The sequence below is a fragment of the Acetobacter oryzifermentans genome (genome assembly GCF_001628715.1).
GTDB lineage: Bacteria > Pseudomonadota > Alphaproteobacteria > Acetobacterales > Acetobacteraceae > Acetobacter > Acetobacter oryzifermentans.
On sequence record NZ_CP011120.1, the window covers coordinates 875,608 to 888,277 of the forward strand.

Genomic DNA, 12,670 nt, shown 5'->3' on the forward strand with positions numbered 1-12,670 from the left:
GACCTGCCTGCAAGCAGCACTTACCCTGCCGTTTCTGCCTGATTATCCGCCAGACCGACCATGCCCCCAGGATAAGTGGAGACGCAGCCAGAAAGCTCAAGTTCCGTGAGCGCGACAAGCACGGCAGAAGCCGAGAACTGGCAGCGCCTTATCAGATCGTCAACCGCTATGGGCGTAAAGGAGAGGAGCGAAAGCAGGTTTTCGCGCACATCTTGTGCGGTGGAAGGCGCTGAAAAATGCGGTTTTAAGGCAATTGGCTCTTTTTCATCCACATTTTGGGGAGAAGTAAAAAATGCAGGCTCCGGAGGGTCTGAAACAAAAGGCAGGCCAGTTTGCGCAGCAGATGCAGATTTTTTCTGGCGTGGTGCGGTAACGCTGGAAAAGGGGTGCGTAGAGCCAGCAGGTTGAGGAACAACAGGCGGCAAATGCGGCAAAATATCTGCCACGCTTTCTGTTAAAACAGCGCCATTACGCAAAAGATTGTTACTGCCCCTGCAACGCGGGTCTAGCGGTGATCCGGGAACGGCAAATAACTCCCGCCCATAATCTACTACCATGCGGGCGGTAATGAGTGTGCCAGAATGGGGTGCTGCTTCCACCACCACGCAGCCAAGGCCCAAGCCTGCAATAAGCCGGTTACGGCGTGGGAAGTGGCGCGCCAAAGGGGCCGTGCCTAGTGGGGCTTCGGTTACCACTGCGCCTTTTTGGGCAATTTCTGCCTGAAGGCTGGCATTTTCTGGTGGGTAGGGGCAATCCAGCCCACCGGCAATGGCGGCTACGGTGCAGCCCAGCCGATGGAGCGCCCCTTTATGGGCGGCTTTATCAATGCCGCGCGCCAAGCCGGAAATAACGCTTAGCTCGGCTTCTACCAGTTCTGTTGCAAGGCTTTCTGCCAGCCGCATGCCCTGTGCAGAGGCATTGCGTGCCCCCACAATGCTGACTCCTGCACGGCTAAGGCATGCAACATCGCCCAGAACACTTAGCACAGGCGGCGCATCCGGAATCTGGCGTAAAAAAGCAGGGTAATCTGTATCAAAAAGTGTCAGAAAACAGCCACCCATTTGCAAGGTGGCGTCTATCTCCCTCATCACCACATCCATCGGCGGCATAACCGGCTGGTTACGCCCCCGCACTGGCAGATAAGGCAGGGCTTCCAGCGCTGCTGCGGCAGAGCCGTATTTATCTACCAGTTTCCGCCATGTGCGTGGGCCAACCTGTTCAGTACGGGCCAGACGTAGGCAGGCGGGTAGAGATGTCATATGCGAAAAATCAGACAGCCAAGTTGCAGATCACGGCTTTTTCTCACCAATCCGCGGCTCTTTCCCGCTAAAAATGCGGACAATGTTTTCATGATGCCGCGCAATCACCAACACGCTGATCAGCACAGCAGCCAATGGCTTGGGAGAGGCATGAAAGGAAAAACCATAAAGTGCGAGCACCACCACCGGCATGATGATGAAGGCCGCTAAAGCACCGGCAGAGGAAATGCGTGTCAGCTTGGCAACACCGAGCCATGTGGCGCAGCCAGCCAGCCCGGTAAGCGGAGAAAGGGCCAGCATGGTGCCCAGCCCGGTTGCAACGCCCTTGCCGCCTTTGAACCCCAGAAAAATCGGGTAGCAATGGCCCACCACAGCGGCCAGTGCAGCCACGGTTACGGTGTTGTCTGAAAAATCAGGCGGCGTCATAATCCAGGCAATGGCAACTGCCAAAAAACCTTTGGCAGCATCCAGCAGCAGCGTTGCGGCTGCCAGATCCTTCCGGCCCGTGCGCAAGACATTGGTGGCCCCGATATTGCCGGAACCAATTTTGCGTAAATCTCCCGCACCAGCCAGATTGGTAAGGAGCAGCCCAAAGGGCACGCTGCCCAGCGTGTAGCCCATGAACGCCATGGCCGCGATAAGCTTTAAGGCATAAGGGGGCAGGGAGTCCATTATGCCTGCCCTGCCTCATAAACCCGGCGGCCGGCTTTCCATGTGCCAAGCACACGGCCTTCCAGCGGGCGACCATCAAAGGGTGTGTTTTGCGCCCGGCCCGGCAGTTTGCCAGCTTCCACCAGCCAGCTTTGTTCGGGATCGAACAAGCACAGATCAGCCGCAGCGCCAACGGCCAGCGTGCCGCATTCTGCACCCAGCAACTGTGCCGGGCGATGGGTTAGCAAAGAAAGAGCCTGAGGCAGTGTGAGCGTGCCATCATGCACCCGTGCCAGCGTAACACCCAGAAGCGTTACCAAACCTGTGCCGCCGGTTGCGGCCTGCGCAAAGGGCAGGCGCTTGTCATCTGCATCACGCGGGAGGTGGTCTGAACCAATGGCGTCTATCGTGCCATCTGCCAGCGCGGCGCAAATGGCCAGCCGGTCTTCCTCGCTCCGCAATGGGGGAGAGAACTTGGCGTAGGTGCGGAAATCACCAATCGTGTTTTCGTTCAGGTCAAAATACGGGGGCGCGGTATCACAGGTTACATTTAACCCGCGTTCCTTGGCTTGGCGGATAAGGGCCACACCTTCACCGGTGGAAACATGGGCAAAATGCAGCCGCCCGCCCGTAAGTTCAGCCAGCCGCATATCCCGCGCAATCATAATGGCTTCTGCCGCTGCGGGAATACCGGGTAACCCCAGCCGTGTGGCCAAAGCCCCAGCGGTGGCGCAGCCAGAGCCTGCCAGCGAAGGTTCTTCAGGGTGCTGTACAATCATGGCCCCAAAGCCACTGGCGTAGGAAAGGGCCAGCCGCATTAACCGCGCGGGGTCTAGCGCACGTGCGCCATCTGTAAAGGCCACGGCTCCCGCTTCGTGCAGCAGGCCAATTTCGGCCAGTTCCTTGCCTTCGCACCCTTTGGTGAGAGCACCGTAGGGCAGAATGGTGATGGCTCCGGTGTCTTCCCCACGGGTGCGCAGCATACGCACAAGGGCCGGGTTATCTATGGCTGGTTTGCAGGTGGGCAGCACGGCAAGGGTGGTAATACCCCCGGCGGAAGCGGCCCGCGCGGCGGAGGAAACGGTTTCACGGTATTCATACCCCGGTTCACCAATTTCTACGCGCATATCTACAAGGCCGGGGCACAGCACAGCGTTTTTGCCATCAATAACGGTGGCTTCTTCCGGTGCGCCTTCGGCTCCGGCTTTATCTGTGCCAACAATAACGCCATCACGCACCAGCAGGCGGCCGGGTTGATCCAACCCGGATGCGGGGTCTATCAGGCGGACGTTTTCAAATAAAAGGGTATTCATGCGGCGGGCCTGCTGCGGGTAAGGCGGTCCAGAACGGCCATGCGCACGGCAACGCCCATTTCAACCTGTTCCTGAATCACGCTCTGGTCAGAATCAGCGACAAGACTGTCTATTTCCACGCCGCGGTTCATGGGGCCGGGGTGCATTACCAGCGCATTCTTGCGGGCCAACTGCAACCGGCGCTGATCCAGCCCGAAAAAGCGGAAATATTCACGCGCGCTGGGGATAAGGCCAGAGGACATGCGCTCACGCTGCAAGCGCAGCATCATCACCACATCCACATCTTGCAGGCCTTCTTCCATGTTGTGGAAGATATCCACCCCGCGTTGCTTCATGGCGCCGGGTACCAGTGTGGGTGGCCCAACAAGCCGCACCGTGCTGCCCATGCCTGTAAGCAAGAAGATGTTGGAGCGCGCCACGCGGGAATGGGCTACATCCCCACAAATGGCTACCTTTAGCCCACCTAATGTGCCCAAGTGGCGGCGAATTGTGAGCGCATCCAGCAGGGCCTGTGTGGGGTGCTCGTGCATGCCGTCACCCGCGTTTACCACGCTGGCTTCCACCTTTTGCGCCAGCAGGGCCGGTGCGCCGGATTGAGCATGGCGCACCACCAGCAGGTCTGTCCGCATGGCGTTAAGTGTGGCGGCGGTGTCCAGCAGGGTTTCACCCTTGTTCACAGAGGATTGGGCAACGGACATATTGATAACGTCCGCCCCCAAACGCTTGCCCGCCAGCTCAAAAGATGTGCGGGTGCGCGTGCTGTCCTCAAAGAACAGGTTGATAAGGGTGCGCCCCCGCAGCACATCACGCGGCACCTTGCGGGAGCGGTTGAGCAGGGCATAGCTTTCGGCCAGATCCAGCAAAGGCTCAATCTGGTCGGGCGTCATGCCTTCCAGCCCGAGCAGATGCCGGGTGTGGCGGCCGGGAAAGCTAGCCATGCAGAACGGCTCCCAAACGGGCGAGGGTTTCATCCTTGCCCAGCGCTTGCAGGGTGGCATCAATGCCGGGGGATGTGTTGGAGCCTGTAACGGCGGCACGCACAGGCTGCGCTACTTTACCCAGCTTGAGTTCATGCTTTTCAGCAAAGTTGCGCAAGGTGGTATCAATGGCTTCTGGCGTAAAATCTGGCACGGCGGCCAAATCACGCGCCAGTTCACCCAGCATGGTGCGGGCTTCTGGCGTGAGCAGCTTTTGTGCTTTGTCATTGAATGCCAGCGGCACCTGACGGCCAAGGAAAGCCGCACTTTCTGCCAGTTCAACCAGCGTGCGTGCGCGTTCCTTCAACCCCGGCATCAGGGCAGCCACGCGGGCGCGGGTGGTTTCATCCACACTTACGCCGTCCATCTTTTTAAACCGTTCCATCACATCGTTGGTCAGGCGTTCATCATCCGCCTGCCGCAGCCATACGGCGTTGATGTGCAGCAGCTTGGCATAATCCATGCGGGAAGGAGAGCGGCCAACGCCATCAATATCAAACAGCTTGATCTGCTCTTCTCTAGAGAGGATTTCTGCATCCCCATGTCCCCAGCCCAGACGCAACAGGTAGTTGCACAGGGCTTCGGGCAGGTAGCCCATTTCACGGAATTCCACCACAGACTGCGCGCCGTGGCGTTTAGAAAGTTTGGCGCCATCCGGGCCATGAATAAGCGGCAAATGCCCAAAGCGTGGCAGATCCCACCCCATGGCGCGGTAGATCATGGCTTGGCGGAAGGTGTTGGTTAAGTGGTCATCACCACGGATAACGTGGGTAATGGCCATATCGTGGTCATCCACCACAACGGCGTGCTGATAGGTGGGGGTGCCATCGGACCGCAGGATGATCATGTCATCCAGTTCGGCATTGGCAACGCGCACTTCACCCTGCACAAGGTCATGAATGGTGGCTTCCCCTTCACGCGGGGCTTTAATACGCACGGCAAAAGGTGCGCCAGCCGGAGCCTCGGAGGGGTCCCGATCTCGCCACATGCCGTTATAGCGTGGGGGCAGGCCTTTGGCCTTGGCATCCTCACGCATCTGGTGCAGCTCTTCCGGCGTGCAATAGCATTTATAGGCGAGGCCCTTTTCCAGCAGCTCAAGGGCAACTTCCCGGTGCCGCGCCTCACGCGAGGATTGGAAGGCGGGTTCTTCATCCGGTTCAATCCCCATCCAGGCCAGACCGTCAAAAATAACGTCTACAGCCTGTTGGGTGGAACGCTCACGGTCGGTATCCTCAATACGCAGGAGGAACTCGCCGCCGTGATGACGGGCAAAGAGGAAATTGAACAGGGCTGCGCGGGCGTTGCCAATATGCAGCAGGCCTGTAGGACTCGGAGCGAAGCGTGTACGGATGGTGGTCATGGGGTGGTTCCATACCATGCGCAAGCGCAAGGAGCCATATGCCACGCTTGATGTTACACCTGCATTCTTTGCTTGTTCAGGAACAAAGGCGGCTGGTGTTGTGGGCACCGGTGGGCTTGGCGCTGGGTGCGGTGCTGTATTTTGGCCTGTTGCACACAGAACCCAACCTGCCGGTGGGGTTTGTGCTGCCGTGTGGTGTGGCTGTGCTGGCCAGTATTGCAGCATGGCGCAGGCGTTATTCGCTTTGGGGGCGTCTGCTCTGGGGCGGGTGCATAACTGTGGCTATTGGGTTTGCCGCGGCGTGGGGTGGCACGCACAGGCATACGCCTATGCCCGATTTACCCCGATTTGCTACAGAAATAGCGGGCACAGTGCAGGCTATTGCTCTGTTGCCGCCAGAAGATGGCATGGATGCCCCGTTCCAGCGCAGAGTAGATCTGGCGCAGGCCGTTTTTTACAATGCGTTGGATGATGGCATGCCGCCGCTGCGGCGCGTGCTTTCTGTGTATCTCCAACCCAATGATCCGGCTGCGCTGCGGGTGGGAGATCATCTTCGGGTTAAGGCTCTTTTGCAGCCCCCTCCATTTCCAGTGCTGCCCGGCGCGCGGGATAGACAGTTTGAGGCATGGTTTGCCAATCAGGCGGGAAGTGGCCGGGCTTTGGGGTTTGTGCAGCTTGTTGTGCTGGCACAAGGCCATAAGCTGCAATTGCGGTTTGAAAACCTGCGCGAACGCATAAATGCCCGCATCCATACCATTCTACCCGGCCCAGAAGGTGGCGTGGCTGCCACCGTGCTGGTGGGGGCTTCCGAAACTGTAGAAAAACAGTTGCGGGAAGATTTTGCAGCCTCCGGCTTGGCGCATCTTCTGGCTGTTGCAGGGCTGCATCTGGGTATTGTGATGGGCCTTGTTATGGCCGCTAGCCGTCTGCTTTTGGCGACTACGGAATACACAGCCTTGCGCTGGCCCTGTAAGGCATTGGCCGCCTTTTGCGCGTGGGGTGCGGGGCTGGTTTATGTGCTGCTGACAGGGGCGCATCTGCCTGCTCAGCGCAGCCTGTTAATGGCCGCAGTTGCCGTGCTGGGCATTGCGGCGGGGCGGCGTGTTGTTTCCATGCGCGGCTTGGCGGTGGCGGCCTGTGTGCTGGTGCTATGGATGCCGCAGGTGGTGATGGGTGTTGCGTTTCAGATGTCTATGGCGGCAGTGATGGCGCTGGTAGCAGGGTATGAGGTGTTGCAGCCAAAGCTTATGCGCTGGCGGGCCAGCACAACAGGGCTTGGGCACTGGCTGGCGTGGCATAGCGTTGTTTTGGCATTGACCAGCGTGCTGGCAGGATGTGCCACCTTACCGGTGGCTATGGCGCATTTTGGCGTTATTCAGCCATTTTTTGTGGTGGCCAATATGGTGGCTGTGCCGCTGATGGCTGTGTGGATTATGCCGCTTGGCTTAATTGCCCTTGCGTTTATGCCCCTCCACATGGATGCCCCGTTTTTATGGCTGCTGGGTGTGGGTATCCGCCCCATTATATGGCTGGCGCATATGGTGGCGCATTGGCCTGCTGCGCGTGTGGTTGTGCCGCACATGCCTAGGTGGGGGCTTCTGGCCGTTATGTTGGGCCTGTGCTGGATATGTCTGTGGCGGCAGCGCTGGCGTTGGGCGGGGTGCGCTGGTTTGGTGCTGGGTGTGGTAAGCCCGTGGCTTTTAGTGCAGCCAGATGTAATTATCAGCCCGGATGGTGGGTTGGTAGGGGTAAGAGAGTCTGACAAAATATATGTCATGGGCCAATCCCGTGCAGCGCGGCCTGTTATGCAGGCATGGGGCCAATATTTTGCTCAACCCGTAGGCATATTTCCGCCGGAGGGAGAAACGCCCGATGGCGCCCTTACATGCGGAGCAGAAAACACGCCAGATACCTGCGTGGCGTTGCTGCATGGGCAGGATGTTGTAGTGCGCAGGCAGGATGCCTCGGATGGGCGTTTACTTCTGCCTGTCGATATATGTACGGGTGCGGATGTGGTTATCAGCGTGGCACCCTTACGTGCTTCCTGCCTGAATGCGCCTATAAGGCTGGATCGGTTTTCAGCGTGGGAAAACGGGGCAGAAGCAATATTTTTGCATAAAAGCGGCAATGTGCTCAGAACAGACCGTGCATGGCGTGGGCAACGCCCTTGGGTGTTAAAGCCCGGCGGCCACGGTATGCCTGTTCTGCCACTAGCACCTTCAGAATAAGCAAAAGGGGCTTATTCTGGCGTATCTTCAAACGCTTCCATCACGCGGCTGGAATAAACAAGGGCGGCCCCTGCATTTAGCGCTACGGCCACGCCAAGGGCTTCGGCTATTTCTTCCTTGGTTGCACCAGCTTTTTTGGCGGCGGCGGAGTGTACGGCAATACAGCCATCGCACCGGGTGGTAACAGCTACGGCCAGTGCAATCAGTTCACGCGTTTTATCATCCAGATGCTTTTTTTCTGGTAGGGGTGTTTCCAGCGTTTGCAGCCCTTTAAGAGTATTGGGTGTTAGGGACGCCAGCGTTTTGACATTCTGTGCCATGTTTGCACGGTAAGCATTCCAGTCTGTCATGATCGCCTCTCTGAATTATGTGGTCTAAACCGATCACAACTGCATCAGATGTGGCGCTTTTTGTCACGACACGGTTAGGAGAGGCTTGTACGCTTGCGGAAAGTGCGGTGGAGCCGTTATCGGGCAGGATTATGACACAGACAGACATGAACGGGGCATCGGCCGCAATACGGCTGGGGCCATTGGCAGTTTACCAGCAGCGTATTGCGGCAGGGGAACTGAAGAGTGATCCAGACCAGCTGCGCGTTGTAACGCGGCTGAACACCTTGTGGCAGGAGCTTGCTTCCATGCCCGCCACGGCTGCGCCGCCTCCTGTGGAAGGGATAGAAGGCAGAGCCAAGGGGCTTTTGGCTGGGTTGGCCCGCAGGCTGCGCCCGCAGGCAGATACGTTTGCCACCCGCCCGGCGCGCCCGCGTGGGCTGTATATTGTGGGCCGTGTGGGGCGCGGCAAAACCATGGTGATGGATCTGTTTTACGCCTGCGCACCCGTGCAAAAAAAGGAACGCATCCACTTTTTGCGCTTCATGCAGGATGTGCATCGTGATCTGCATGATCTTAAAGCCGCCAACCCCAATATGGCAGATCCCATTCCGCCTTTGGCCAAAACCATCGCCAGCAAGGCGCAGCTTCTGTGCTTTGATGAGTTTCAGGTGAATGACATTGCCGACGCCATGATTTTGGGGCGGCTGTTTGAGGCCTTGTTTGCTAATGGGGTGGTTATTGTTGCCACCTCCAACACAGATCCTTCGCAGTTGTTCCAGAACCGCCCCGGCGCAGATGCGTTTAAGCCGTTTATTGCCATTATCCAGCGCGAACTGGATACGATTGAGCTGGATTCGCAGCGTGATTATCGCCGTGGGCGCGAGCAAGACCGTGAAACATGGCTTGTGCCTGCGGATTCTCAGGCCAAAAGCAGGCTGGACAGAATTTTTGCCCGCTATGCAGCAGATGAAAAGCCCGGCCCGGTAGACCTAAAATTTAGTGGGCGCGTGTTTGAGGTGGATATGGCGGCAGGCCCGGTGTGCCGGTTTGATTTCAACTCTTTGTGTGGCAAACCGCGTGGGCCGAATGATTATCTGGCGCTGGCCAAGCATTTTCCGGTGGTGATTGTCGATAACATTCCGTGCATGGGGCAGGATGATGCCAACCTTGCCCGGCGCTTCATCACGCTCATAGATGCCTTGTATGACAACGGAAATCTGCTGTTTGCCTCGGCTGATGCCCAGCCCGACCAGTTGTTTACAGATGGAGATGGTGCAGATGCGTTTGCCCGTACGGCATCACGTCTCGCTGAGATGGGAAGTGAAAGCTGGCTGGAGCATGGGGCGCAGGCTGCGCAACAGGCTCATAGCCTCTCTAGAGCGTGACATCCCACGCCCTTGTTCCCGCCACATACGCGGTCTAGCTCTTTGATGCAGAACAAGCCGGAAGCGGGATGGCTTTCCGGCAAAAAGGACACAGGGGACGCTCCGCGCTATGGGGCGGAGTGAAGAAAAAATGGTCCGGTTTACGGTGGAGAACAACGCAATATCTGGCCAACGGTGCGCATGTGCCCCGCGGCAAGGAGGAATGTGAGATGGCGGTTTCGGACGTACTGGCAACCGCTCTTAACGGTGCCAATATCGCTTACCTTGCGGATCTGTATGCCCAGTGGGCGAAGGATCCTAAAAGTGTAGATCCGTCCTTCGATATTCTGTTCAGCTCGCTGGGCGATGATGAAGCCGCAGTGCTGAAGGATGCCGTTGGAGCCTCTTGGGCGCCACGCCCTTCCATTATCACGGGGGATGAACCCGCACCCGCTCCGAAAGGAAAAGGTGGCCCGGCTGGTGGGTTGGCCGCGCAGGATAGCTTGGCCATTGCCCGGCTGATCCGTGCGTATCGTGAATACGGTCATAAGGAAGCCTCGCTTGATCCGCTGGGCCTGAAGGTGCCGCATAAAACCGAGGAACTGGACCCCGCATCATACGGTTTTGGTGAAAAAGACCTAAACCGCGAAGTGTTTATTGGATCACTGCTTGATCCGTTGCTCAAGGGCAAGAACACGGCCAAGGTTTCCGAGGTTATTGCGGCGCTGCGTTCTGTGTATTGCGAAAGCATTGGCGCGGAATACATGTATGCCCGTAACCACGAACAGCGCGAATGGCTGCGCAAACGGTTGGAAGGCGATAACTGGCGCGCCCGCGTAACGGTGGAAGAGCAGAAGGTTATCCTAGCCAATCTGACCGAAGCAGAAGGGTTTGAAGCCTTCTGCCAGAAGCGCTACGTGGGTGCGAAGCGTTTTGGTTTGGAAGGGGGGGAAATCTCCATTCCATCCTTGCACGCTATTATTGATTCCTGCGCCAGCCAGGGGGTAACCTCTGTTGCCATCGGCATGGCGCATCGTGGGCGTTTGAACACGCTGGTGAACGTAGTGCGCAAGCCTTACGTGGCCATCTTTAACGAATTTGCTGGTGGTTCCTTCAAACCAGACAATGTTGAAGGTTCGGGTGACGTTAAATACCACCTTGGCTCCTCCACAGATGTGGATGTAGCAGGCAAGGCGGTGCATATCTCCCTCCAGCCCAACCCTTCCCATCTGGAAGCGGTTGATCCGGTCGTGTGCGGTAAGGTGCGCGCCATTCAGGATGATGCGGGTGATACGGAAAAACGCCTGTCCAGCCTTGGCGTTATCATCCACGGTGATGCGGCGTTTGCCGGGCAGGGTATTGTTTACGAAACCTTTGCTATGTCCCAACTGCCGGGGTACCGCACCGGCGGCACCATCCATATGGTGGTGAACAACCAGATTGGCTTTACCACCAATCCGGAATGTGGGCATTCGGGCGTTTACGGCACCGATGTTGCAAAATCCATTGAAGCCCCCGTGCTTCATGTTAATGGTGATGATGCCGAGGCGGTCATTTACGTCTCCCGTCTTGCTGCGGATTATCGTCAGGCTTTTGCAAGCGACATTGTGCTGGATATCATCTGCTATCGCCGCCACGGGCATAACGAAACGGATGAGCCCGTCTTTACGCAGCCGGTGATGTACAAAGCCATTGCCGCGCACGATACGCCACACACGCTTTATGCAAAACACCTTGTAAAAGCAGGCGTTGTGACGGATGACGAAGTGAAGGCCCAGTGGGATGCCTTCCACGCCAAGCTGGATGAAGATTACAAGGCTGCTCAGTCTTATAAGGTCAACAAGGCAGACTGGCTGGAAGGTGGCTGGAAAGGTCTTGTGGCTGCCGGGCATGATCCGGAACGCGCCTTCCCTGAAACAGGTGTTGCACTGGATGCGCTGCGCAAGATTGGCGAAGCCATTACAAAAGTGCCAGAAGGCTTCAACCTGAATTCCAAAATTGCCCGCCAGCTTAAGGCCAAGGCAAATATGTTCAGCACGGGTGAAGGGTTTGACTGGGCAACTGGTGAAGCTCTGGGCTTTGGCTCTCTGCTGCTGGATGGCCACCGTGTGCGTCTTTCTGGTGAGGATTGCCAGCGTGGCACGTTCAGCCAGCGTCATGCCGTGTGGACGGATCAGGTCAACCAGACACCATTTACGCCGCTCAACCACATTCAGGACAAGCAGGCGCAAATCGAAATCTGGAACTCGCTTCTTTCAGAATACGGCGTGCTTGGGTTTGAATACGGATATTCTGTGCGCAACCCGCAAACGCTGGTGCTGTGGGAAGCCCAGTTTGGTGATTTTGCCAACTGTGCTCAGGTAATTATCGATCAGTTTATTGCTTCGGGGGAAACCAAGTGGCTGCGTATGTCCGGTTTGGTCATGCTGCTGCCGCATGGTTACGAAGGGCAAGGGCCGGAACATTCTTCTGCCCGTCTGGAACGGTATCTTCAGCTTTGCGCTGAAAATAACATGTTTGTTTGCAACATCACCACGCCAGCAAACTACTTCCATGCTCTACGCCGCCAGCTTAAATTGGATTACCGCAAGCCGATGATCCTGATGGAACCGAAATCTCTGCTGCGGCACAAACTTGCTGTTTCCGCACTGGCAGATTTTGGGCCCGGCACACGCTTTAAACCCGTTATTGGCGAAATTGATGATCTGGGTGCCGATAACAAAGTGCGCCGCGTGGTGATCTGCTCTGGCAAGGTCTATTACGATCTGCTGGCCGAACGCCGGGAAAAAGGCATTAAGGATGTTGCCATCCTGCGTCTGGAACAACTCTACCCCTTCCCGGAAGCAGCCCTAGCCGCCGAACTTAAGCGCTATCCTGAAGCAGACATTGTCTGGTGTCAGGAAGAAACGGAAAACGGTGGTGCATGGCATTTTGCAGACAGGCGGATTGAAGCAGCCCTTGTTGCCGCAGGCCATAAGGCAGGCCGCCCGCAATATGTGGGCCGTGCAGCAGCAGCCAGCCCGGCCACCGGCCTTGCCCGTATTCATGCGGCAGAGCAGGCAGACTTGGTTGAACGCGCATTGGGGCTGAAAAAGTCTGGCTGAACCGGATTAGGCTGAATTGAAGAAAACGGCCCGCAAATACGGGCGCACCCCCGGTGCCATTGCCAAAAATTAAAATGGCGCC

General features: G+C 57.3%; 9 protein-coding genes. 3 read left to right on the forward strand and 6 right to left on the reverse strand.

Going from position 1 to position 12,670, the window contains the following annotated elements; all coding sequences use genetic code 11:
• Nucleotides 1-20: 20 nt before the first annotated feature.
• The 5 genes from dprA to gltX are packed head-to-tail and all read right to left on the reverse strand — an operon-like array spanning nt 21 to nt 5,560.
• Complete coding sequence (gene dprA, locus WG31_RS04270; protein WP_063353739.1) at nt 21-1,259, reverse strand: DNA-processing protein DprA; 1,239 nt, start codon at nt 1,257-1,259, stop codon at nt 21-23.
• A gap of 30 nt (nt 1,260-1,289) precedes the next feature.
• Nucleotides 1,290-1,931, reverse strand: coding sequence for a glycerol-3-phosphate 1-O-acyltransferase PlsY (gene plsY, locus WG31_RS04275; RefSeq protein WP_063353740.1), 642 nt, complete (start codon nt 1,929-1,931; stop codon nt 1,290-1,292).
• Complete coding sequence (locus tag WG31_RS04280) at nt 1,931-3,223, reverse strand: dihydroorotase (protein ID WP_063353741.1); 1,293 nt, start codon at nt 3,221-3,223, stop codon at nt 1,931-1,933. Before WG31_RS04280 ends, plsY begins: the two co-directional genes overlap by 1 nt.
• Nucleotides 3,220-4,161: an aspartate carbamoyltransferase catalytic subunit gene (locus WG31_RS04285; protein WP_035354029.1), complete on the reverse strand. Its 942-nt coding sequence runs from the start codon at nt 4,159-4,161 to the stop codon at nt 3,220-3,222. The genes WG31_RS04280 and WG31_RS04285 overlap by 4 nt, the downstream gene beginning before the upstream one ends.
• Nucleotides 4,154-5,560: a glutamate--tRNA ligase gene (gene gltX, locus WG31_RS04290; RefSeq protein WP_063353742.1), complete on the reverse strand. Its 1,407-nt coding sequence runs from the start codon at nt 5,558-5,560 to the stop codon at nt 4,154-4,156. The genes WG31_RS04285 and gltX overlap by 8 nt, the downstream gene beginning before the upstream one ends.
• A gap of 38 nt (nt 5,561-5,598) precedes the next feature.
• On the opposite strand from gltX, the gene WG31_RS04295 reads away from it, so the two are divergent.
• Complete coding sequence (locus WG31_RS04295) at nt 5,599-7,788, forward strand: ComEC/Rec2 family competence protein (RefSeq protein WP_063353743.1); 2,190 nt, start codon at nt 5,599-5,601, stop codon at nt 7,786-7,788.
• An 11-nt stretch (nt 7,789-7,799) separates the two neighbouring features.
• Here the strand turns inward: WG31_RS04295 and WG31_RS04300 are convergent, their stop codons facing one another.
• Complete coding sequence (locus WG31_RS04300) at nt 7,800-8,138, reverse strand: carboxymuconolactone decarboxylase family protein (RefSeq protein WP_006116234.1); 339 nt, start codon at nt 8,136-8,138, stop codon at nt 7,800-7,802.
• A gap of 17 nt (nt 8,139-8,155) precedes the next feature.
• Between WG31_RS04300 and zapE the strand changes: the two genes are divergently transcribed.
• Together zapE and WG31_RS04310 are read left to right on the forward strand one after the other, a co-directional pair.
• On the forward strand, nt 8,156-9,505 hold the full coding sequence (zapE, locus tag WG31_RS04305) for a cell division protein ZapE (protein WP_082823129.1): 1,350 nt from the start codon (nt 8,156-8,158) through the stop codon (nt 9,503-9,505).
• A 209-nt stretch (nt 9,506-9,714) separates the two neighbouring features.
• Nucleotides 9,715-12,588, forward strand: coding sequence for a 2-oxoglutarate dehydrogenase E1 component (locus WG31_RS04310; protein WP_063354873.1), 2,874 nt, complete (start codon nt 9,715-9,717; stop codon nt 12,586-12,588).
• Nucleotides 12,589-12,670: the final 82 nt, after the last annotated feature.

Excerpts from the sequence above, each read along its gene's own strand:
- plsY (WP_063353740.1), bottom strand. The coding sequence starts at position 1,931 with ATGGACTCCCTGCCCCCTTATGCCTTAAAGCTTATCGCGGCCATGGCG.
- WG31_RS04295 (WP_063353743.1), top strand. The coding sequence starts at position 5,599 with ATGCCACGCTTGATGTTACACCTGCATTCTTTGCTTGTTCAGGAACAA.
- zapE (WP_082823129.1), top strand. The coding sequence starts at position 8,156 with ATGTGGTCTAAACCGATCACAACTGCATCAGATGTGGCGCTTTTTGTC.
- dprA (WP_063353739.1), bottom strand. The coding sequence starts at position 1,259 with ATGACATCTCTACCCGCCTGCCTACGTCTGGCCCGTACTGAACAGGTT.
- gltX (WP_063353742.1), bottom strand. The coding sequence starts at position 5,560 with ATGACCACCATCCGTACACGCTTCGCTCCGAGTCCTACAGGCCTGCTG.
- WG31_RS04280 (WP_063353741.1), bottom strand. The coding sequence starts at position 3,223 with ATGAATACCCTTTTATTTGAAAACGTCCGCCTGATAGACCCCGCATCC.
- WG31_RS04300 (WP_006116234.1), bottom strand. The coding sequence starts at position 8,138 with ATGACAGACTGGAATGCTTACCGTGCAAACATGGCACAGAATGTCAAA.
- WG31_RS04310 (WP_063354873.1), top strand. The coding sequence starts at position 9,715 with ATGGCGGTTTCGGACGTACTGGCAACCGCTCTTAACGGTGCCAATATC.
- WG31_RS04285 (WP_035354029.1), bottom strand. The coding sequence starts at position 4,161 with ATGGCTAGCTTTCCCGGCCGCCACACCCGGCATCTGCTCGGGCTGGAA.